General features: G+C 69.5%; 15 protein-coding genes and 1 pseudogene. 9 read left to right on the top strand and 7 right to left on the bottom strand.

What is annotated here, in order from left to right:
* Positions 1-20 precede the first annotated feature (20 nt).
* Entirely contained in the window at positions 21-1262 is a 1242-nt protein-coding gene (glcF, locus tag ACGLHS_RS27605; protein ID WP_394485001.1) for a glycolate oxidase subunit GlcF, read from the top strand.
* Between the two features lie 88 nt (positions 1263-1350).
* Entirely contained in the window at positions 1351-1794 is a 444-nt protein-coding gene (locus tag ACGLHS_RS27600; RefSeq protein WP_394484999.1) for a carboxypeptidase-like regulatory domain-containing protein, read from the top strand.
* A gap of 19 nt (positions 1795-1813) precedes the next feature.
* On the opposite strand, the gene ACGLHS_RS27595 is transcribed toward ACGLHS_RS27600, so the two are convergent.
* The 3 genes from ACGLHS_RS27595 to ACGLHS_RS27585 are packed head-to-tail and all read right to left on the bottom strand — an operon-like array spanning position 1814 to position 6413.
* Positions 1814-4216 (bottom strand): CHASE2 domain-containing protein, encoded by a 2403-nt coding sequence (locus ACGLHS_RS27595; protein ID WP_394484997.1) that lies wholly within the window; start codon positions 4214-4216, stop codon positions 1814-1816.
* Between the two features lie 9 nt (positions 4217-4225).
* Positions 4226-5623 (bottom strand): FecR domain-containing protein, encoded by a 1398-nt coding sequence (locus ACGLHS_RS27590; protein ID WP_394484995.1) that lies wholly within the window; start codon positions 5621-5623, stop codon positions 4226-4228.
* A 52-nt stretch (positions 5624-5675) separates the two neighbouring features.
* A complete protein-coding gene (locus ACGLHS_RS27585) occupies positions 5676-6413 on the bottom strand; it encodes a response regulator transcription factor (RefSeq protein ID WP_093247076.1) in 738 nt (245 codons plus the stop codon).
* 265 nt (positions 6414-6678) lie between these two features.
* Between ACGLHS_RS27585 and ACGLHS_RS27580 the strand changes: the two are divergent.
* The 4 genes and pseudogenes from ACGLHS_RS27580 to ACGLHS_RS27565 form a co-directional block, all read left to right on the top strand.
* Positions 6679-6861, top strand: a pseudogene (locus ACGLHS_RS27580) (ESPR domain-containing protein); the annotation flags it as partial.
* A gap of 150 nt (positions 6862-7011) precedes the next feature.
* Complete coding sequence (locus ACGLHS_RS27575) at positions 7012-13473, top strand: hypothetical protein (protein ID WP_394485117.1); 6462 nt, start codon at positions 7012-7014, stop codon at positions 13471-13473.
* Between the two features lie 20 nt (positions 13474-13493).
* Complete coding sequence (locus ACGLHS_RS27570; protein ID WP_394484993.1) at positions 13494-14354, top strand: OmpA family protein; 861 nt, start codon at positions 13494-13496, stop codon at positions 14352-14354.
* Between the two features lie 42 nt (positions 14355-14396).
* A complete protein-coding gene (locus ACGLHS_RS27565) occupies positions 14397-14831 on the top strand; it encodes a hypothetical protein (protein ID WP_394484991.1) in 435 nt (144 codons plus the stop codon).
* On the opposite strand, the gene ACGLHS_RS27560 is transcribed toward ACGLHS_RS27565, so the two are convergent.
* From ACGLHS_RS27560 to lplT, 3 genes are all read right to left on the bottom strand, one after another.
* Positions 14794-15282: a glutathione peroxidase gene (locus ACGLHS_RS27560; RefSeq protein WP_093247072.1), complete on the bottom strand. Its 489-nt coding sequence runs from the start codon at positions 15280-15282 to the stop codon at positions 14794-14796. The genes ACGLHS_RS27565 and ACGLHS_RS27560 overlap by 38 nt on opposite strands.
* Positions 15283-15292: 10 nt before the next feature.
* Positions 15293-16183 (bottom strand): DMT family transporter, encoded by an 891-nt coding sequence (locus ACGLHS_RS27555; protein WP_394484989.1) that lies wholly within the window; start codon positions 16181-16183, stop codon positions 15293-15295.
* Between the two features lie 61 nt (positions 16184-16244).
* Positions 16245-17549 carry a lysophospholipid transporter LplT gene (gene lplT, locus ACGLHS_RS27550; protein WP_093247070.1) on the bottom strand — a complete coding sequence of 435 codons (1305 nt, stop codon included), beginning with the start codon at positions 17547-17549 and terminating at the stop codon, positions 16245-16247.
* A gap of 185 nt (positions 17550-17734) precedes the next feature.
* Between lplT and alr the strand changes: the two genes are divergently transcribed.
* Both alr and ACGLHS_RS27540 read left to right on the top strand, forming a co-directional pair.
* The gene (gene alr, locus ACGLHS_RS27545; RefSeq protein ID WP_394484986.1) at positions 17735-18844 is read left to right on the top strand and encodes an alanine racemase; all 1110 of its coding nucleotides are present in this window, start codon (positions 17735-17737) and stop codon (positions 18842-18844) included.
* Positions 18841-19590, top strand: a complete 750-nt coding sequence (locus ACGLHS_RS27540; RefSeq protein WP_394484984.1) for a hypothetical protein — start codon at positions 18841-18843, stop codon at positions 19588-19590. The genes alr and ACGLHS_RS27540 overlap by 4 nt, the downstream gene beginning before the upstream one ends.
* On the opposite strand, the gene ACGLHS_RS27535 is transcribed toward ACGLHS_RS27540, so the two are convergent.
* Positions 19544-20518, bottom strand: a complete 975-nt coding sequence (locus ACGLHS_RS27535) for a LysR family transcriptional regulator (RefSeq protein ID WP_394484982.1) — start codon at positions 20516-20518, stop codon at positions 19544-19546. The genes ACGLHS_RS27540 and ACGLHS_RS27535 overlap by 47 nt on opposite strands.
* 94 nt (positions 20519-20612) lie before the next feature.
* On the opposite strand from ACGLHS_RS27535, the gene ACGLHS_RS27530 reads away from it, so the two are divergent.
* Positions 20613-21566: a DMT family transporter gene (locus ACGLHS_RS27530; protein ID WP_394484980.1), complete on the top strand. Its 954-nt coding sequence runs from the start codon at positions 20613-20615 to the stop codon at positions 21564-21566.
* The last annotated feature ends 47 nt before the right edge of the window (positions 21567-21613 follow it).

Here is a 21613-nt window from a genome sequence, read left to right as displayed (position 1 = left end):
AAAAAGAAACGACACCCGCGATGCAAACCGAACTCGCCCCCGAATTCCGCGACACCGACGAAGGCCGCGAAGCCGAAGCCATCCTGCGCAAGTGCGTGCACTGCGGCTTTTGCACCGCCACCTGCCCCACGTACCAACTGCTCGGCGACGAGTTGGACGGCCCGCGCGGCCGCATCTACCTCATCAAGCAGGTGCTCGAAGGCAAGACGCCCACGCGCAGCACGCAGCTGCACCTCGACCGGTGCCTGACCTGCCGCAATTGCGAAAGCACCTGCCCGAGCGGCGTGCAGTACGGCAACCTCGTCGACATCGGCCGCAAGATCGTGGACGAGAAAGTGCCGCGCCCCGCAATGGAATCGGCGCAGCGCTGGCTGCTGAAAGAAGGCCTGCCATCGCCGCTCTTCGGCCCTGCGATGAAGCTGGGCCAGTCGGTGCGCGGCCTGCTGCCCGAGGCGCTCAAGGCCAAGGTGCCCGCGAAGCAGGAAGCCGGCGCGTGGCCCACCGCCACCCATGCGCGCAAGGTGCTGATGCTCGCGGGCTGCGTGCAGCCGTCGATGATGCCGAACATCAACAGCGCCACCGCGCGCGTGCTCGACGCGGCCGGCATCCAGGTGGTGATCGCGAAGGAGGCCGGCTGCTGCGGCGCCGTGAAGTTTCACCTCAACGACCAGGAAGGCGGCAAGGCGCAGATGCGCGCCAACATCGATGCGTGGTGGCCGCAGGTCGAGCGCAACGAAGTCGAGGCCATCGTCATGAACGCCTCGGGCTGCGGCGTCACCGTGCGCGAGTACGGCCACATCCTGCAGCACGACCCGGCCTATGCCGCGAAGGCCGCGCGCATCAGTGAACTCACGCGCGACCTGAGCGAGCTGCTGCCCGACCTCGTTCCCGCATTGAAGGCCCGCGTGCGCGCGCCCGAAGGCGTGGTGGCCTACCACCCGCCCTGCACGCTGCAGCACGGCCAGAAGCTGCGCGGTGGCGTCGAGACGCACCTGCGCGCGTTGGGCTTCGACGTGCGCGTGGCCATGAACGAATCGCACCTGTGCTGCGGCTCGGCCGGCACCTACTCGGTGTTGCAGCCCGAGTTGGCCTATCCGCTGCGCGACCGCAAGCTGGGGCACCTGAAGCAGCTGCAGCCCACCACCATCGCTTCGGCCAACATCGGCTGCATCACGCACCTGCAAAGCGGCAGCGGCGACACGCCGGTGCGGCATTGGGTCGAGCTGCTCGACGCGGCGCTGGGGCCGCCAGGTAGGGCCTGATCGCACAGCAGGGCAGGGTGCGGTCCGACTCGCGCGAAACGCGCGGGCGGCGCATCATGGCGCACCGAACCTGCAAGGAGCCCGTGCCATGTCCCATGCCCACGCATTCTTCATTCCCGTCCGCCTGCGCCACGTGCTGCTGGCGTGCGCCTGCGCGACCGGCGCCCTGACGGCGCAGGCGCAAGCGCAGTCCGCCATGCCGGCCTGGCAGGGCGCGGGCTCGGTGCGCTATGTGTGCGGCGGCATCGGGTCGGACGAGTCGACGGCCATGCGCGCCGCCATGAAGGACCATCCGCTCGCGCTGCTGTTCTCGCGCGCGGACGGCGCCTACATGGCCAACGTCGCGGTCGCCATCAAGGGCGGCGACGCCAACACCGCCGCCGCGCTCGCCTTGCGCGCCAACGGGCCGATCTGCCTGATCGACCTGCCGGCGGGCCGCTACGTCATCGACGTGACCGCGCCCGGCGGCGAGAGCAAGAGCGAGACCGTGACGGTCGGCAGCGGCTCGAAGACGGCCAGCTTCCGCTTCTGAGCCTTGCCCGAGGCTGCGGCTACGGTGCCTCGCGCCGCAGCGGCAAGGTCAGCCAGAACGTGGTGCCCACGCCCGGCGCGCTTTCTGCCTCGATGCGCCCGCCGTGCTGCTGCAGCACCGCGCGCACCACCGAGAAGCCGAGGCCCATGCCGCGCGCGGCCGGCACCGCGGGTTGCGCGGTGGTTGCGCCGTTGTCTTTTTTCATGACCAGGCGCTGGCCGCGCGGCGTGCTGAGCAGGGCCTGCAATTGCGCGGCGGTCATGCCCGAACCTTCGTCGCTGACGATGATCCGCACGGCGCCTCCGGGCTGGCCGTCGGTGCCCGCAACGATGTCCATGCGCAGGCTCACGCAGCCGCCCCGCTGGCTGTGGCGGATGGCGTTGTTCAGCAGGTTCACGATGGCACGCGTCAGCAGCGAGCCGTCGGCGGGGATCACCGTTTCGTCGCTCTCGTCGAGCCGCGCCTCGACGCGCACGCCATTGGCCTGGGCATAGGGCCACACCTGGTCGCGCGCATCGAGCAGCACCGCGCCCACGTGCGTTTCGGCGAAGCGGTAGTCGTTCGACTCGGCCTCGGTGTAGTCCATGAAGCCTTCGGCCAGCGTGAGCGTGCGCTCGGCCTCGCGGCGGATGGCCTGAAGCAGGTCGTCGGGCGGCGGCGCGGCCCCGGGGTGCGTGGCCGCATCGTGCATCGACAGCAGGCTGAGGATGGTGATCTGCGGGCTGCGCAAGTCGTGCGACAGGAAGCGCCGCCATTCGTCGCGCTGGCGCTGGGCTTCGCGCTCGGCCGTGAGTTCGGGCAGCACGATCACCCAGCCACGGTCTTCGGGCGCGGCGGCGCCGAAGGCCGCGGCCTCCAGGCGGAACACGCGCGCCTCGGCTGTGATGTATTCGCCGTGCAGGCGCGCGGTCCAGTGCGTGCCGTCGGTTGTTGCTGCCGGGCTGGCCGTGGCGCCGGCCCGTGGCGTGGCCGCCAGCGGCGCGATCAGCGCGGGCAGCGACACGCCCCGCAGCGCGCCCGCATCGTCATGCCGCAAAGGGAGCGCGCCACCGCCCAACAGGCGGACGGCCGCGGCGTTGCTCGAACCGATGCGCCCTTCCTCGTCGCAGATCAGCATGGCCACGGGCATGGTGTGCATGGCCTCGTCCATCAGCTTCTGCATGCGCTGCACGCGGGCGATGGCACGGTCCAGCGCGCGCTTGGGCCGGGCCATGGGATCGGCAAGGGGGGCGCCGCGCGCGGGCAGTACTTCGAAGGCGCCGGCCGGCAGCGCGTCGAGTGCCTGGGCGCGCTCGCGCAGGTAGGCGAACTGCGACTCCAGCCGCCGCCAGCTCCACAGCATGTAAAGGATGATGAGCCCGAGCATCGGCGCCGCCGGCGGCAGCCACCAGTGCCGCGCGAACATGGCGACGACGCTCGTGAGCAGGCAGGCGGCGGCCAGGCCGAACGCGATCGGCAACGCGTGGTGCGCCATGCGCACCAGGAGCCACAGCGCGATCCAGAGCGGCACGATCGCCCATGCCGCGTAGGCCAGCGGCGACAGCACATACACGTTGCGCCCGTGCAGCAGGTTGTCGATGGCGTTGGCATGCACTTCCACGCCGGGCAGCACGCCGCGGATGCGCGCATTCGGCGTGAGCGTCTGGTCGCCCAGGCCCGGCGCGGTGGCGCCCACGAGCAGCAGCTTGTCGCGCAGCAACTCGCCGGGCACCTCGCCGCGCAGCACGCTCACGTAGGGCACGGTGCGGTAGCTGCCGCGCGGACCGGCGAAGAGCAGGCGCAGCGGGTCCTGGCGCAGCCAGGTGCGGTCCGGCGCGGCCCTTGTGGTGTCCGTGGTGTCGTCGGGGCCGGGCGGATGATTCGCTATCAGCGCGCCCACATAGGGCTGCAGGTGCCCGGCATAGCCCTCGCGCAGGTACAGCGTGCGCGCCACGCCGTCGATGTCGGGTGTCAGCTCCGCATGGCCGATGCCCTTGGCGCGCTCGGCGAACAGGCCCAGGGGCGGCAGGAAACCCGGCCAGTTGCCCGAGACCGGCGCCAGCGGGTTCGCATGCAGCAGCGGCAGGTAGACCGGCAGCTTTTCCATCGCCTGCGCCAGTCGCTCATCGTCGTGCGTGTCGACGCTGGGCTCGGTCAGGAAGAGGTCGAGCAGCACCGCGCGCGGCTTGTCGGCGGCCAGGCGCTCCAGCAGGCGCGCGTGCGTGTCGCGCGACCAGGGCCATCGGCCCAGCTCGCTCAGGCTGCGCTCGTCGATGGCGACGATCAGGATGTCGGGCGCCGGCGTGTGCGGTGCAAGGAGCAGCATCCGGTCGTGGATGGCCGCATCGAGCTGCAGCAGGCCGGGGCGCTGCGCGAGCCACAGGATCGCGATGGGCAGCAGCAGCGCCATCAACAGCCGTTCGACCGCGAGCCGCGTTCGCATGGTGCGGGCTCAGCGCGCGGGAATGTCGAAGCTCCCGCCGAAGCCTTGCAGCGGCTGGCCGGCGGCGTCGGTGGCGCCCGGCTCGCGCACCCGCCAGTGGTAGCGGCCGCCGAGCGCGAAGGGGCCGACCGTCATGCCGGTGGCATACACGGCAGGCTCGTTGATGAGCAGCAGCGAGAAATCGGCGCTGCGCGAAAGCTCGAAGCTGTAGCGGTGTCCGGCCACGCCGGGCCAGCGGATGTCGACGCGGCCGTCGGCCGCCAGCGTGGCCGAGCCTGCCTGGCCGCCCGGCGCGCTGCCGGTGGAGGGCGGCAGGTAGATCGTGCTGTCGCCGGGCAGGCCTTCGAGCTGCCCCGCGTCGAAGGCGGTCAGGCGCAACTGGTAGAAGCCGGCGTCGAGGTTGGGCGGCACGGTGAACGTGGGGCCGGGGCCGCGCTGTTCGTGCACCGGCAGCAGAAAGCGCTCGTCGCGCGCGAGCTGCAGCCGGTAGGTCTGCGCACCCGCGACGGGCATGAGCTGCAACGTCCGGTCGCCGCCGCGCGGGCCGGTGGCCGGCACGAGTTGCGGCGCCGGCAGCAGGGTGTGCGCCTGGGCGGTGCCGCTGTCCAGCAACACCGCGCCGTTGCCTGCGCGCAGCACCAGCGGCGCGGGCGGGGGCTCGGCGGGGCGCTGCTGTGCACCTTGCGCGGCTTGCGGATCTTGCGAGGCCACGGCGGTGTCGCGGCGCACGACCACTTCGCCCTCGATCACTTCGCCGGTCAGCAGGCCTTCTTCGTCGCGCACGCGGAAATGCGTGCCGCGCACGCCCAGGCCCATCGACCGCGCGCGGATCTCGAACTGCTGGCCGGGCTGCTGTTTCTCGACCTGCGATTCCACGCGGCCCTGCACCAGCCGCAGGCGGATGGTGGTCGTATCGACCGCCAGCACCTCGAGCGTGCTGCGCGACGGCAGCACCACGCGGCTGCCGCCGGGCAGGCCCAGGGTGACGAAGGCTTCGCCGCCGGTCACGAGGGTGTCGCCCGGTTCGATCGGCATGCCGGCCGTGAGCACCTGTTCGGGCGCCGTGCCGCGACGGCGCCAGGCCGGCCCTTCCACCGCGGCGATCACGGCCGAGCCTTCGGGCACGATGCGCCCGTCGACGAAGTACAGCACCTTGCCGGGCTGCAGCAGGCGGGGCTCGCCCACGTTGTTGCGCTGCTGCACCTCGGGCCAGCGCAGCGGCGACTGCAGCGTTTGCCCCGAAATGCCCCACAGGGTCTCGCCGGGCTGCACGACATGCGGCGGAGGCTGCGAAGGGGCCTGCGATTGCGCCGACACCGCGAGCGCCACGAGCCACGCGCACATCGCCAGCGGCCGGCACAGCCGCAATGGAAAAGCTCTTCTCGTCCGGGGTTCGCTGTTCGTCATGTCGGGATCGTTCTTGCCGGTGCCAGCATAGCCCCGGCCCATGAAGCGGGCATCAGGGCTCCGCCTGCTGCGTGGCTTCGAGCCGGTAGCCGCGTCCGTAGACGGTGCGCAGGCTCAGCCCGCGTTCGGCCTCCAGGCCGAGCTTGCTGCGCAGCCGGTAGATGTGGCTGTCCAGCGTGCGTGAGGGCAGCTCTTCGCTGCTGTAGCCGGCGCTTTCCAGCAGGTGGGCGCGCGACACCACGCCGCCCAGGTGCTGGAACAGCGTCAGCGCGAGCTTGAACTCGCGGTCGGTCAGCGCATGCCGTTCGGGCGGCGTGCCGTCCGGCGCGGCGGGATGGATCAGCACGCTCTGCGTGAGCCGGTCGAACTCCCAGCGGCCGAAGCGCTCCTGGTCCGACTGCGCCACCGGCGACCTTCGCGTCATCAGCCGCTGTACGCGCGCGCGCAGCTCCAGCGGGCGGAACGGCTTGACGATGTAGTCGTCGGCGCCGAAGTTCAGTGCCTGCACCACGTCCTGCTCCGACGCGCGCGAGCTGAGCATGAGCACCGGCACCAGGTCCTGTTGCCAGGTGCGCAGCCACTTCAGCAGCTCGACGCCTTCGAGCCCCGGCACGTTCCAGTCGAGCACCAGCAGGTCGAAGCTTTCACGCCGCAGCACGTTCTGCAGCGCCGTGCCGTCGGCGAAGGTGGTGCAGGTCACCGTCGTGTCGCCCACCGTGAGCAGGTGCTCCAGCGTGCGCACGAGGTGCGACTGCTGGTCGGGGTCGTCTTCGAGGATGGCGATGCGCATGGGCTCCGTTCGTCTGGCGGCGGGATTCTGACAGTGAATCGAGGGCGCAAATCTGACGAATTCGGACGCGCGCAGCCTCCGCCGCATTGTTAGCGGGCGTTTGCAAGTAGTAAAGAAATTCACAAATGGGGCTGAAATGCACCGGCAATTCTGACCAAACCTCGTGGCGTCTTCTTGCGCGAAGACCCCCCTCGACATCATCCGCGCCCTGTGCAGTGCCCGCGGCGCTGCGACCCCATTCGAGTTCGCGACTTCTCCGCTGGTCATGGCGCAGGGAGGTTGCGGGTCCCCACGATTGATCGAGGAATCGAGAGAAATGAACACAACCTATCGCTCCATATGGAACGAGGCACTGGGCACCTGGGTGGCCACAGCTGAAATCACGTGCGCACGAGGCAGGAAGTCCAGCAACAAGCGGGCGATTGCAGTTGCGGCGACTGCCTTTTTGATGGCCGCGGCTCTGCCTCTGCCGGGACGCGCAGATGTCGCCATCGGTACTTCAAGCGGAAGCGGCGCCCCGATCGTCTTTGGCACCAACAACGGCGCTGTGTGCTCGACATCGGCTGGAATGACGTCGACATCGCTTTGGACGTGTCAAGTGCCCAACAGCAGCGGCGGCTTTGCCACGGTCAGCGGCGTTCCCAGCAACGCCGCCGGCAACGGACCCGATTACGCATCCTTGAACAATTGGGTATCCGCCAAGCTGAGTGGCGCCAACGCCATCGCATTCGGCGATCTGACGACCCAGGCCACCGGCGCCGGATCCATCGCATTGGGCGTCGGCGCCTCGGCCACGGGCGGGGGCAATACGGCCGTCGGCAACAACGCCGCAGCGACGGGTGGCCTGGCGCTCGTCACCGTTTCGCGTCCGTCCGGGGCTGTCACTCTCAATCCCGCGGCGACGGCGATGGGCGCGAACAGCGCTGCCAGCGGTAGCGCCTCCACCGCCCTGGGCGGAGAGACGACGGCCAGCGCCTCCATGGCCACCGCCGTTGGGGCCACCTCCTATGCGAGCGGAACCAACGGGACGGCCGTCGGCGCTGGCGCCTATGTGGATCAATTCGCGGCGACTGCCGTGGGAAGCGGTGCCACCGGCAAGGGCTTGGGAAGCACGGCGATGGGGGCAGTCGCTACGGCTCTGGGCTCCGCGGCGACCGGGGTGGGCGGGGCATCGCTGGCTGGCGGCGACTATGCAACAGCCGTCGGATATGCCAGCGGGGCGATTGGAACAGCGACCTCGGCGATAGGGACCGCGTCGGCCGCAACAGGCGCGAGCAGCATCGCCATCGGCTCGGGAGTGACCGGCACCGCGATCCGCCCGACAGTCACCAACGCGGACGGTTCGAAGACCATCGGCGGATTCCAGATCAGCGCGGACGGCAACACGATCACGGCGCCCGACGGCACGCAGTACGTCGTGGGCAATGACCTGTCGGTTCCCGCCACCCAGAAGGCCCTGGCCATCCGGAATGCGCTTCAGGGGAACAGCGCACTTGCGACGGGCGACAACGCCATCGCGCAAGGGGCGGCGTCCACCGCGACAGGCGCGTCGAGCATCGCCGTGGGGGCCAGCGCGCAAGCCATGGCGGCAAGCGCCATTGCCGTGGGCCAAAGCGCGCAGGCCACGGGCACCCAGTCGCTCGCGATGGGCGATCAGGCCCAGGCTGCGGGACTCAACGCCGCCGCCATCGGCACCAGCGCCAAGGCAACGGGGCAGAACGCCACGGCCCTGGGCAACAACACCAATGCCGGCGGCGCTTCCAGCCTGGCGGCGGGCGACAGTTCCGCCGCCGCCGGCTTGCAGGCCACGGCACTGGGCGTGCAAGCCAGTGCGAGCCAGAGCAACGCCACCGCCCTGGGCTATGCGGCCACGGCCAGCGGCCAGCAGGCGACGGCACTGGGCGTTGGCGCAATCGCGTCGCAGCTCAACTCAACAGCCGTGGGCGTTGGTGCCCATGCCGACGGGACCAGCAGCCTGGCGATGGGCTCGTCCGCCACGGTCAGCAGCATCAGCACCGATGGCGTGGCGATCGGCTCCAATGCGTCGACCACAACGGCCGGCGGCGTTGCCCTGGGCGGCGGCTCGGCGGCGGGCACCGGGGGCGGTATTGCCGGCTATGTGCCAACCGGCGCTTCGACGGCGCAGACGGCCGCCGTCAACGCCACCACCGGAACCACCGGGGCCGCGGCAGTGGGCGATGCGGCCCATGGGGTGTATCGCCAGATCACCGGCGTGGCCGCGGGCACGGCCAACAGCGACGCGGTGAACGTGGCGCAGTTGCAGGCGGTGCAGACGCACTACTTCAGCGTCAACGCGACGAACCAGGCTGCTGGCAGCAACTACGCCAACGACGGTGCCGCAGGCACCAACGCGGTGGCCGCAGGTGTGAACGCCTTCGCGGCCGGAGCTTCCAGCGTGGCCATCGGCGACGGCGCGCGGGTCACGGGCACGGGCTTCTTTCCTGCCGGCGTGGCCATTGGCCAGAACGCCCAGTCCAACTCGTGGACCGCGCTGGCCATCGGCTCCAACGCCGGGAACGGCTACACCGGCGGCGGCTTCGACACTCTGGTGGGTGTCAACACCGGGCTGAATTCGACCAACGTCAACCCCAACAGCTACTCAGGCTCCACGCTGGTCGGCATGGCGGCGGGATCGAACGCCACGCTGGGCTATCGCGACACCTTCATCGGCTACCAGGCAGGCCAGAAGTCGAACGTCGGCGCCTCGCAGGGCAATGTTCAGGGGAACAATGTCGGCATTGGCGACAGTGCGTTCGGAAGCAGCACGGGTAACTGGAATGTCGTTGTGGGCCGTGAGGCCGGATCCAGCTCGACCGGGTCCAACAACCTGGCTGTGGGCGGGTTCCGAACGGGTACCTCGGTCAACGGCAGCGGCAATGTTGCCCTCGGATCGGAGGCGGGCCAGAGCGTGACGGGCAACAGCAACGTCGCGATCGGCTCGGCGACCGGCGGTGGATTCCCGATCACGGGCACGGGCGCCGGTTCGGGAGCGAATGGCTCGAACAACATCGCGTTTGGCGCTTCGGCGGGCCAGAACATCACGGCCAGCAACACGGTGTCCATCGGCCAGGGGGCGCGCGGCAGTGCGAACCAGGCCATTGCCATCGGCACTGGTGCGATTGCTTCGGGCACGCAGTCGATCAGCGTCGGCACGGGCAACGTGGTCAGCGGCAACAACTCGGGTGCGTTCGGCGATCCGAACAACATCTCGGGCAACGGTTCTTACGCGACGGGGAACAACAACACCATCGCGGCAAACAACGCCTTCGTGGTGGGCAACAACGTCACCATCGCCGCCGGCCTTGACGGCGCCGTGGCGCTCGGCAACAACAGCGGCGTGACGCAGACTGGCGGCGTGGCGCTGGGCAGCCAGTCGCAGGCGACAACGGCCGCGGGCATTGTGGGCTACGACCCGAGCACGGGCACAGCGGCGGCTGCCGGCACGCCCATCGCCAATACGACGAGCACGCTGGCCGCGGTGAGCGTGGGAGGCAACGGGCAGTACCGCCAGATCACCAATGTGGCCGCGGGTACCGCCGACAGCGACGCGGTCAACGTGAGCCAGCTGAAGGCGGTGAGCAGCGCCGCAGCGACGGGCGCGGTGCACTACTACAGCGTCAACTCCACCGCCACCGGCGCGGGCAGCAACTACGACAACAAGGGCGCCACCGGCACGAACGCGCTGGCTGCCGGCGTGGGCGCCACGGCGGGGCAGTCGAGCGACGTGGCCGTTGGCGCCAACGCCACGGCCAGCAGCCAGGCCACACCCAACTTCGGCTTCACCGGCCAGGCCACTGCCGTCGGCAGCGGCGCGTCCGCCTTGGCGTGGCATGCCACCGCCCTCGGCGCCAACGCCAATGCCGGCGGTGTCGCCTCCCTCGGGCTGGGCAACAGCGCCAACGCCAGCGGCGACTCCGCGATCGCCATCGGCGACACCGCCGTATCCACCGGCAATCACAGCATCGCGATGGGCTCGGGCGCCGAGGCCGACAACTACGCCTCGACCGCGATCGGCGCCTTCAGCAAGGCCACCACGGCGGGCTCCACCGCCCTGGGCGATTCCGCGCAGGCCACCGGCGGTACCAGTGCCGCCATCGGCTATGGCGCGCATGCAAGCGGCACCAACGCCGTGGCACTGGGCACCAGCGCCACGGCGCAGGGCACGGGCAACATCAGCATCGGAGCCGGCAGCACCTCCAACGGCGACGGGTCCATCGCGATGGGTTCGGGCGCCACGACCCGTTCGCCGGTCTGGGGCAACGGAATGAACGGCATCGCCATCGGCACCAATGCGGCGGCTGGCGCGCAGGGCATCGCCATCGGCCTGGGGGCCACCAACCAGATCGCCACGTCGGCGACCGGATCGATCAACGGACTGGACTCGATCGCCATCGGCACCAACTCGCAAACGATCACCGACGGCGACATGGCCATCGGCGCCAACGCGGTGGCCAAGGGCACGGGCGGCAATGCGTTCGCGGCCGGCTATGGTGCCAACGCGACCGGTGACAGCGTGGCACTGGGCACCAATGCTCAGTCCCAGGGGGCCGGCTCCGGCAATGGCACCACGGCCATCGGTGCGCAGACGAGCGCCACCAGCCCGCGCGCCACCGCGCTCGGCTACAAGGCCACGGCCACCGTCGATGACGGCGTGGCGCTGGGTGCGGGCTCGGTGGCCAGCACGGCCGCGGGTGTGGCGGGTTTCGACCCGGCGACCGGCGCCGCCAGCACCAGCACCTCGCCGACCTGGAAGAGCACCTGGGGCGCGGTGAGCGTGGGTGACGGCACCAACACGCGCCAGATCACCGGCGTGGCGGCGGGTGCCAACGCGACCGACGCGGTGAACGTGGCGCAACTGCAGGCCGTGAGCAGTGCGGCTGCGGCAGGGGCGGTGCATTACTACAGCGTCAATGACGGCGGCACGGCGGGCGCGAACTACGACAACACGGGGGCGACGGCGCCCTTCACGATCGCCGCGGGGGTTGGCGCCTCGGCATCGGCGGGCAACAGCATCGCCATCGGCCTGCGCGCGCAGGTTCCCGCAATCGAATCGATCGCGATCGGGCGCGACGCGCAAACCTACGGCCAGGGCAGCGTGTCCATCGGTACGGCAGCGGGCCAGGGCACCACCGGGAACGGCGGAAACTTTGCGAACGTCTACATCGGCTACGTTGCCGGCGCCAACAGCGGCGCCAACGGTGCCGCCGGGATCACCGCCATCGGCTACCAGGCCGGCAACAACGTGTCGGGCCGGGACAGCGCCTTCATCGGCAGCAACGCGGGCAACAACTCGAGCGGCAACAGCAACTACGCGTTCGGCTCCAGCGCGGGCCAGGACACCAGCGGCAGCGGGAATCTGGCGCTGGGCACCAATGCAGGTCCTGGCGGCGGCGCGACGACCAACGACAGCATCAGCATCGGCACGTTCTCGACGCCCTATGCGGGCACCAACCGCGCGGTCGCCATCGGCTATGGCTCGGGCGCGCAGGCCACCGATTCGATGGCACTGGGTTCGAACACGGTGGCTGTCAACGCGGGCAACGTGGCACTGGGTTCCGGCTCGGTGGCATCCACGCCGGCCGGTGTCCTTGGCTATGTTCCCACGGGAGCATCCGCCGGGCAGCAGGCCACGATCCTCGGCACCGCGGCGCTGACGCTCGGCGCCGTCTCCATCGGCGATGTGGCCAATGGCCAGTACCGCCAGATCAATGGCGTGGCTGCAGGCACGGCGCTCACGGATGCCGTCAACGTCGCGCAGTTGCAGGCCGTGTCGAGCCAGGTCGTGATTGCCGGCAGCAAGTGGGTCACGGGTTCGCAAACCACCACGTATGTCGCGCCGGTGGCCACGGGCACGGAAAGCACGGCCGTCGGGTCGGGTGCGGTCGTCAACGCCAACAACAGCGTGGCGGTCGGCACCGGTGCCACCGCGACCACCAACAACAGCGTGGCCCTTGGCAACGGCTCGACCACCACCGCCGCCACGCCAACGGCCAGCACCACGATCCAGGGCCAGACCTACAACTTCGCCGGTGCCAACCCCACCGGCGTGGTGAGCGTCGGCGCACCGGGTGCCGAGCGGCAGATCCAGAACGTCGCGGCCGGCCAGCTCAGCGCCAGCAGCACCGATGCGGTCAACGGCAGCCAGCTGTACGCGACCAACCAGGCGATCAACAACATCCAGGTGGGCGGCGCGGGCATCAAGTACTTCCACGCCAATTCGCAGGCGGCGGACTCGCAGGCCAGCGGCGCGAACAGCGTGGCGATCGGGCCGCAGTCGATCGCGCTGGGCACCAACAGCTTCGCGGGCGGCAACGGCGCGCAGGCCAACGGTGCGGGCAGCATCGCGCTGGGCACCAACGCCATCGCCACGAGCAGCAATGGCGTGGCGCTGGGCAACGGCGCCTCGGCCGACCGCGCGGGCATGAACGGGCAGCAGGAGATGTTCTCCAGCGTCTCGGTGCTGTCCACGCAGGGCGCGGTGTCGGTGGGGTCCGCCGGCAACGAGCGGCAGATCACCAACGTCGCCGGCGGCACGCAGGCCACCGACGCGGTGAACGTGCGCCAGCTGCAGGCGGTGCAGCAGAGCACCGTGCGCTACGACACCAACCCCGATGGCAGCGTCAACTACAACAGCGTGACGATGGGCAACGGCGGCTCGAGCGGGCCGGTGGCGGTGCACAACGTGGCGCCGGGCGTTGCGCCCACCGATGCGGTGAACGTGCAGCAGCTGAACCAGCAAGGCGCGGCCAGCACCGCGTACACCGATGCGCGCGTCAACGCGCTGGGCAACGACCTCAACAACGTCGCGCGCAACGCCTACTCCGGCGTGGCCGCTGCCATGGCGGTGCAGATGCCGGCGTCGTATGTGCCAGGCAAGACGGTGATGCGCATCGGCTATGGCGTCTTCAAGGGCGAGAGCGCGGTCGGCGTGAGCTTCCGTCGCACCGCCGAGAACAACGGCTGGAGCCTGACGGGCGGTGTCGGCGTCAGCCGCGCAGGGGCGGCGGCCACGGTCGGCGCCGAGTGGGTCTTCAATTGAGTGCAGGGAGAAAACAAACCATGAATCGAGCGATCTGCGGGGCCGCGCTGGTGGCGGTGATGCTGGCAGTCCAGGGGTGCGCCTCGCCGGGCGCGGCCATCGACAAGGACGCGCAGGCGCGCGCCGCGTCGGAACAACCGGCGGCGCCGAAGCCCGAGGACTTTCCGTCGCCCGATGGCGCGAAGTGGAAGCAGGGCGCCTTCCCCGGCACCGATGCGTTCGCCCGCATCCGCACGGGCATGGGCAAGGATCAGGTGCGCGAGCTGCTGGGCTGGCCGCACTTCAGCGAAGGGCTCTGGGGCGTGCGCGAGTGGAACTACCTCTTTCACTTTCGCACCGGCAAGAGCGCCGACTATGTGACCTGCCAATACATGGTGCGCTTCAACGGCGACGGCGTGTCGACCGGCGGATGGTGGAAGAACCCCGACTGCGCGCTGCTCGCCCAGCCGCCCGCCGCCACGCCGATTCCCGCCACCACGAAGCTCGCGCCGCCGCAGAAGGTGACGCTGAACGCCGACGGCCTGTTCCGCTTCGACGGGGCATCGCTTGCCGACCTGCTGCCCGACGGACGTGTGCGCCTCGAACGCCTGGCGACGGAGTTGCGCAACAACTTCCGCGCGCTGCACTACGTGCTCGTGACGGGGCACACCGACCGGTTGGGCGGCGACGCCTACAACGAGGCGCTGTCGCTCGAGCGTGCCAACACCGTGCGCGAACTGCTGGTGCAGCAGGGCATCGACCGCAAGCTGATCCGCACCGCAGGCATGGGCAAGCGCCAGCCGGTGGTCAGCGATTGCGAGGGCACGCGCAGTTCACCCGCGCTGCTGCATTGCCTGCAGCCGAACCGGCGCGTTGAGATCGACGTCGCAGGGGAGCAATAGGCCATGCGCGCAGAGGTCCATCGGGGGTATCGGATCGCTCTGGTGGATTCGGATGCACTGCAGCGCATCTGCACCAACAACTCGCTGTGGGCGCTGGGTGCGGACAGCACGCCTTTCGGGCGGGTGTCGGAGCTCGTGGCGGCGATCCGCGCGGGGCAGCGTTTCGATGCCGTCATCGTGGGCCTTCATGCCGACGCCACAAGAACGGCCGCCAGGTGGCCCGAGGTGGAAGAGGCCGCGGGCCGGCCGCTGCCCGTGGCGTACATGGCGCACTACACCGAGCTGGACAGCGTGCAGTGCCTGCCTTCGAGGATGCTGGACGCCGCGTCTTTCAGGCTGCTGGCTTCGCCGGTGGACGAGGACGCGTTGCGCACGTGGCTGAACACGCTCGACCCGTGGGACGCGGGGGCCGGGTTCTTGCCGCCGGCACCTCCTGGACTCAGGCGGCCGCCAGCGCGGCCTCGACGTCGCGCGTGAGCGATGCCGGCGTGTCCAGCGGCGCGTAGCGCTTGAGCACCGTGCCGTCGCGCCCGATCAGGAACTTGGTGAAGTTCCACTTGATGGCCGTCAGGCCCAGCAGGCCCGGCTTTTCCTTGGTCAGCCACTGGTACAGCGGCGCGGCGTTGCTGCCGTTGACGTCGATCTTTTCCATCATCGGAAAGCTCACGCCGTAGTTCTTGGTGCAGAAGGCGCCGATTTCCTCGTTCGTGCCCGGGTCTTGCGCGCCGAACTGGTTCGACGGAAAACCCAGCACCGTGAGGCCCTGGCCGGCGTACTTCTCGTGCAGTTCTTCGAGCCCCGCGAACTGCGGCGTGAAGCCGCATTTGCTGGCGGTGTTGACGATCAGCAGCACCTTGCCCTTGTAGGCCGAGAGCTTCACCGGCGTGCCGTCGATCTGGTTGGCCTCGAAGTCGTAGACGCTGGTCATGGGATGTTCCTCAGGTGGACACGGAGGCGCGATCATCGCGCGGCGGCGGCGTTCGTGCAAACGCCGACCACAGGGCGCCCAGCACGATCAGCGCACCGCCCACGAGGATGCGCGGGTCCATCGTGGCCGCGCCCAGCGCCACCGACGAGACGCTGGCGAACAGCACTTCCGACAGCATGATCACCGAGGTCGCGCTGGCCGCGAGCTTCGGTGCGGCGTACTGCAGGCACACGTTGGCGATCACGAAGCCCGTGCCCAGCAGCACGGCCCAGCCGAACCAGCCGGGCGAGGCCTGCATCGGCGAGTCGATGCCGCCGAAGGCCGTGCCGATGACTGCCGCGGTGCCCGCCACGACGGTGCAGCCGCAGAACATCGCCAGCGCGCGCGATTCACCCGGGGCTTGCCGCAGATGGCGCAGCACGATGTTGGTCACCGCGAAGCCGAAGCCCGCCGCCACGGCCAGCCAGTCGGGCAGGCTCGACGGCACGGGCCAGTCGGTGCCCGGCGTCTTGAGCACCACCACCACGCCGGTCAGCGCCAGCGTCACCCGCGCCAGCGCGCCACCCGTGGGCCGCTCGCCCAGCACCAGCCAGGCCAGCAGCACGCTCCACAGCGGCATCAGATAGAACAGCAGCACCACGCGCACCACGTCGCCCTGCGTCACGGCCCAGTTGAAACCCACGTTGGTGAAGCCGGCCGCAAGGCTCAGCAACCCCAGCATCGGGAACGTCGCAAAGCCCTTCCAGGCATGGCGACGCACGAGGCCCATCACGGTGGCGATGGCAAGGTAGACCAGGCCCGTGGTCCACAGCGGGTGCAGCCCGAGGCCCGCGAGATGGCGGAAGGGGAGCCAGGAGATGCCCCACACGAAGGCATTGAAGGTGAGGGCGAGCGCGGGCATGGTGGCGTTGGAAGGGGGCGCTCGGCGCGCCGGCCATCTGCACCAACGCGGTCGCGCAAGATCAGTGGTGCTTGTCGCTGCGGGCGATGGCCAGGAGGTGTTCGACTTCTTCGGGGTACTTCTTCAGGTTGCTTTCGTGCCAGCGCTTGATGAGCCACATGAAGCCCGCCACCACGAGGCCGAAGGCGCTGATGGCACCGTAGGCCGACAGGCCCAGGCCCGTGCACACGCTGTAGAACACGCCCAGCAGCAGGATGCAGGCCTGTTCGTTGAAGTTCTGTACCGCGATGGAGCGGCCCGCGCCCATCAGGTTGTGGCCGCGATGCTGCAGCAGCGCATTCATCGGGACCACCAGGAAGCCGCCCAGGCCGCCCAGGAAGATCAGGAAGGGAATCGCCAGCCAGATGTTGCCGATGAAGTTCATGGCGATCACCATCAGGCCCATCGCGATGCCCATCGGGATCACGCGGGTTGCCATGTCCAGCCGCATGTACACCGAGGCCACGACCGCGCCCACGGCCGTGCCGATCGTCACCACGCCGGTGAGCGCCGAGGCCTGCGTGGTGTTGTAGCCCAGGGCCAGCGAAGCCCAGGCCAGCACGATGTACTTGAGGTTGCCGCCGGCGCCCCAGAACAGCGTGGTGGTGGCCAGCGAGATCTGGCCGAGGCGGTCGCGCCACAGGCGGGAATTGCAATGCCAGAAGTCGGGCAGCAGCGCGGCGATGTTGCGCGCCATGCTGTGCTGCGGGTTGGCGCGCAGCGGGCGCATCTCGACGCCGGTGTGCGGAATGCGCGTGTTGAACCACGCGGCCAGCACATAGACGACGATCAGCACCGCGATCGCGGCCTCGGCCGGCGAATTGATGCCGGTGTCGATGAAGGGGAAGTCGAAGGCCAGCAGCTTGCTGGAGACCGTATGCCCGACCAGCGCGCCGCCGAGCACGATGCCCAGCAGGATCGAGGCGATGGTGAGACCCTCGATCCAGCCGTTGGCCTTCACCAGCTGGGAGGCCGGCAGCAGCTCGGTCAGGATGCCGTACTTGGCCGGCGAGTAGGCCGCCGCGCCCAGGCCCACGATCGAATACGACAGCAGCGGGTGCGAGCCGAACAGCATCATCAGGCAGCCGAGCACCTTGATCGCGTTGCTGATGAACATCACCCGGCCCTTGGGCAGCGCGTCGGCGAATGCGCCGACCAGCGGCGCCAGCACCACGTAGAAGACCGCGAAGATCGGCACCAGGGCCGCGCGTTGCCATTCGGGCGCGCCCGAACTTCGCATGAGGTCGACGGCAACAACGAAAAGCGCTTGGTCGGCCAGCGACGAAAAGAACTGGGCCGACATGATCGTGTAGAAACCGCGCTTCATCGATGGGCTGGCTGGCCAGAGGGTGGGTCTGCTGGCGGTAGTGAAAAAGTGTCGCGTTGGGAGCGAATGGGCGGTTATAGCATGGGGGTACGACGCCGAATTAGGCATCCCCACGGTATTCGCCCCCATTCCCGAAGGTGCTAAAACGTGGGCTGCATTTTCCTCGAACCTCGCCAGAGCCCGCCATGCCGCGCCCCATTCTCGCCACTGTCCACACGGAAGCCCTTCGCCACAACCTCGGCCAGGTCCGCCGCAAGGCCCTCGACGCCCGCGTCTGGGCCGTCGTCAAGGCCAACGCCTACGGCCATGGCATCGAGCGGGTTTACGAGGGGCTGCGCGGTGCCGACGGCTTTGCGCTGATCGATCTTGCCGAGGCCGAGCGCGTGCGCGCCCTGGGCTGGCGCGGCCCGGTGCTGCTGCTCGAAGGCGTGTTCGACGCGCGCGACCTGGAGCTGTGCTCGCGCCTGGACCTGTGGCACACCGTGCACTGCGACGAGCAGATCGACATGCTCGCGGCCCACAAGACCCTGAAGCCGCAGCGCGTGTTCCTGAAGATGAACTCCGGCATGAACCGCCTGGGCTTCACGTCCGAGCGCTTCGGTTCCGCCTGGACGCGCCTGAACGCCCTGACCCAGGTCGACGAGATCTCGCTCATGACCCACTTCAGCGATGCCGACGGCGCCCGCGGCATCGCCCACCAGCTCGAAGTGTTCGAGCGCGCCACGCGCGACATCCCGGGCGAACGCTCCATCGCCAACAGCGCCGCCACGCTGCGCCACGCCGACGCCACGCGCGGCGACTGGGTGCGCCCCGGCATCGTGCTGTACGGCAGCGCCCCCGACTTTCCGGTGCACGACGCGGCGCACTGGCAATTGCAGCCCACCATGACGCTGTCGACGCAGCTCATCGGCGTGCAGACGCTCAAGGCCGGCGACACCATCGGCTACGGCTCCAATTTCACGGCCGAAGGGCCGCTCACCATCGGCGTGGCCGCGGTCGGCTATGCCGACGGCTATCCGCGCCACTGCACCACCGGCACGCCCGTGCTGGTGAACGGCGTGCGCACCCGCATGGTCGGCCGCGTGAGCATGGACATGATCACCGTCGACCTCACGAACATTCCCGATGCGAAGTTCGGCGCCGAGGTCACGCTGTGGGGCCGCTCCCCCAAGACGGGCGCGCTGCTGTCCATCGACGAGGTCGCGCAGGCGGCCGGCACTGTCGGCTACGAACTCATGTGCGCCGTCGCGCCACGCGTGCCCTTCGCGGCCCAGGGCCCTGCCGACGATCGATGAAGGTTCTTTCCGATTGGCGCTCCGTGCGCCTCTGGGAAACGCAGGTCGAGCGCGACCTGCACCGCAACCACAGCCTGCGCACGCACGGCATCCTCATCGGCAGCTTCACGCTGCTGCTCATGTGGGGCGTGTCGGCGCTGCAGATGCACCTGTTCCATGTGGACTCGCTGGCGGTGCGCTACCTGCTCACGCTGGGCGTGGGGTACCTGGGTTATCTGCTCGTGCTGCGCTGGTGGGCCCGCTACCTGGTGAACACAACGACCGGGCTCGATGCCGATGCGGGCGACGCCATCGATGCCGTCGATTTCGCGCTCGATGCGGGCCGCGGCCTCGCCCGCGGCGGTGAGGGCATCGGCGGTGACGGCGGCGTGCTCTCCGACGTGGCGGGTGGTGCGCTCGACATCGCGGGCGGCGCGGACGAAGGTGCCATCGTCGTCGTGCCGGTGGTCGCCGTCTTCCTGATCTGCGTGGCACTGCTGTTCGGCGTCGGCTCGCTCGTGCTGCTGTACTTCAGCTGGGACGCCCTGCTGGCCGTGGCCATCGAAGTCGCCTTCTCGTACGTGTCGGCGCGTGCCGCGGTGCGCGTCGCGCGCGAAGGCTGGCTCATGGCGGCGGTGCGGCTGACGTGGAAGCCGCTGCTGGGCGCGGTCGTCAGCGCGGTGATCCTCGGCGCGCTGCTCGATCACTTCATGCCGCAGGTCAACTCCTTGCCCGAGGCCGTGCGGGTCTTGCTGAAGAAGCACTGAGCTGCGCGCCACGCCCGTCGGCCAGCGCGCCGAGCAGGTGATCGATCAACACCCTGCACTTGGGCGCCGTGAAGCGGTTCGGCGGATAAAGAATCCATGCGTGCCCGTGGTAGTTGCCCTGGAACTCCCAGTCGGCCAGCACCCGCACCACGCGGCCTTCGTCCAGCGCCTCGCGCGCCATGAAGGCCGGCACGCAGGCCACGCCCAGGCCCGCCAGCGCGCCTTCGAGTCGGATCTCGCTGTGGTTGGAGATGTAGCGCCCGCGCACCACGGCCGTCGCGTCTTCTTCGCCCTCTTTTTTGAACCGCCAGTGGTTGTCGCGCTCGTGCTCGCCGAGCGACAGGCAACTGTGCGCCAGAAGGTCGCGCGGATGCGCGATGGCCTCGTGCTGCGCCAGATAGCGCGGCGTCGCGCACAAGATGTGTTCGACCGCCATCAGCTGCCGCGCCACCAGCCCTTCGGGCGGGGCCGTCGTCAGCCGCACCACCAGGTCCACGCCTTCGCGGATCGGGTCGATGTCGCGGTCTTCCACGATCAGCTGCACATCGACCTCGGGGTAGCGCTGCAGAAAGTCGAGCAGGTGCGGATGCAGCACGCGCCGCGCAAAGGCCTTGGGCGCACTCAGGCGCACCAGCCCGCCCGGCTTGCGCGAGAACTGCTGCGCGACGTCCATCGTGCCCTGCGCCGCCAGCACCAGTTCGCGGCATCGAGCGAAGGCTTCGGCGCCGGGCTCCGTCAGGCGCAGCTGGCGCGTGGTCCGCTGCAGCAGCTGCACGCCGATCTCTTTTTCGAGCCGCTTGACCTGCCGGCTCGCGGCCGACGGCGTCATGCCCAGCAGGTCGGCCGCGGCCGAGAAGCTGCCGAGTTCGGCGACCCGCAGAAAGGTCACCATCTCCGGCAGTACTTTGAGAAATGAATTCGTTCCCACGGCGCAAGGGTCCTGTTCCGGCCGGTGGCTACCCGGCCCTGGTGAAGCCAGGAACAATTTCTTCTTTCTTGTTCATGGACGGCGGGCCGACAGTATGGATTCAAAGCAGTTGCGCGGTGCCGCGCCGGTCGGCCGGGGCGCGAAGTGGGCGGCAGGCATCGGTTCCGCCGAAATCATGCTGCTGCTGGTGGCCGCCGTGTGGGGCGGCAGCTATGCCGTCGCCAAGCAGGCCACGCAGCAGTTGCCCGTGCTGGAGTTCATCGCGCTGCGCTTCGGCCTGACCTTCGTCGTGCTGCTGCCGGCGCTCGGGCCGCTGTTCAACGCGCAATGGCGGCAGGGGCTCGCCGTGGGCGGCCTGCTCGGCGCCAACCTGCTGGCGATCTTCGTGTGCGAGACCTTCGGCGTGTCGCTCACCACCGCGAGCAACGCCGCCTTTCTCATCAGCCTGTGCGTGGCGATCACGCCTTTTGTCGAATGGTGGTTGCTGGGGCAACGGCCGGCGCGGCGCGTGTTCTGGGCGGCGGGTCTGTCGGCGTTGGGCGCGGCCATGTTGTCGGCCACGTCGCCCGCCGATATCTCGGTAGGCTGGGGCGATGGCCTCATAGTGGTCGCCGCCTTCCTGCGCGCCGTGATGGTCTGCATGACGCGGCGCCTGGCCGGCCGGCATGCGATGCCAGCGCTCACGCTGACGGCCGTGCAGGCGGGCGTGATGGCGCTCGGTGCCATGGCGATATCGCTCGTCGCGTCGCCGCCGAACGGCGCCTGGCACATGCCGCCCGCCACGGCATCCTTCTGGTGGGGCATGGCGTACCTCGTGCTGCTGTGCACCGTCTTCGCGTTCTTCGCGCAGAACCATGCGGCCTCGCGTTCGAGCCCGAGCCGGGTGTCGCTGCTGATGGGCAGCGAGCCGGTGTTCGGCGCGCTGATCGCGGCGTGCGGCTTCGGCGAGCGCATCGGGGCCTGGGGCTGGGCCGGGGGCTTGCTGATCGTGGTGGCGGCCTGGTGGGTGACGATGCCGCAGCCCGTTGCACCGCGCCCGCATTCGTGAATTTTTAGGCGCGCACCTGTCGGGCAGCGCCCTTCGGCCAAGGACAA

The organism is Variovorax sp. VaC1, from assembly GCF_043658315.1.
GTDB lineage: Bacteria > Pseudomonadota > Gammaproteobacteria > Burkholderiales > Burkholderiaceae_C > Variovorax.
Note: the sequence above shows the minus strand (reverse complement) of the source record. Positions and strands in the feature narration are given on the sequence as shown.

Coding starts and splice junctions, on each gene's coding strand:
- glcF (WP_394485001.1), top strand. CDS start 21: ATGCAAACCGAACTCGCCCCCGAATTCCGCGACACCGACGAAGGCCGC.
- ACGLHS_RS27600 (WP_394484999.1), top strand. CDS start 1,351: ATGTCCCATGCCCACGCATTCTTCATTCCCGTCCGCCTGCGCCACGTG.
- ACGLHS_RS27595 (WP_394484997.1), bottom strand. CDS start 4,216: ATGCGAACGCGGCTCGCGGTCGAACGGCTGTTGATGGCGCTGCTGCTG.
- ACGLHS_RS27590 (WP_394484995.1), bottom strand. CDS start 5,623: ATGACGAACAGCGAACCCCGGACGAGAAGAGCTTTTCCATTGCGGCTG.
- ACGLHS_RS27585 (WP_093247076.1), bottom strand. CDS start 6,413: ATGCGCATCGCCATCCTCGAAGACGACCCCGACCAGCAGTCGCACCTC.
- ACGLHS_RS27570 (WP_394484993.1), top strand. CDS start 13,494: ATGAATCGAGCGATCTGCGGGGCCGCGCTGGTGGCGGTGATGCTGGCA.
- ACGLHS_RS27560 (WP_093247072.1), bottom strand. CDS start 15,282: ATGACCAGCGTCTACGACTTCGAGGCCAACCAGATCGACGGCACGCCG.
- ACGLHS_RS27555 (WP_394484989.1), bottom strand. CDS start 16,183: ATGCCCGCGCTCGCCCTCACCTTCAATGCCTTCGTGTGGGGCATCTCC.
- lplT (WP_093247070.1), bottom strand. CDS start 17,549: ATGAAGCGCGGTTTCTACACGATCATGTCGGCCCAGTTCTTTTCGTCG.
- alr (WP_394484986.1), top strand. CDS start 17,735: ATGCCGCGCCCCATTCTCGCCACTGTCCACACGGAAGCCCTTCGCCAC.
- ACGLHS_RS27540 (WP_394484984.1), top strand. CDS start 18,841: ATGAAGGTTCTTTCCGATTGGCGCTCCGTGCGCCTCTGGGAAACGCAG.
- ACGLHS_RS27530 (WP_394484980.1), top strand. CDS start 20,613: ATGGATTCAAAGCAGTTGCGCGGTGCCGCGCCGGTCGGCCGGGGCGCG.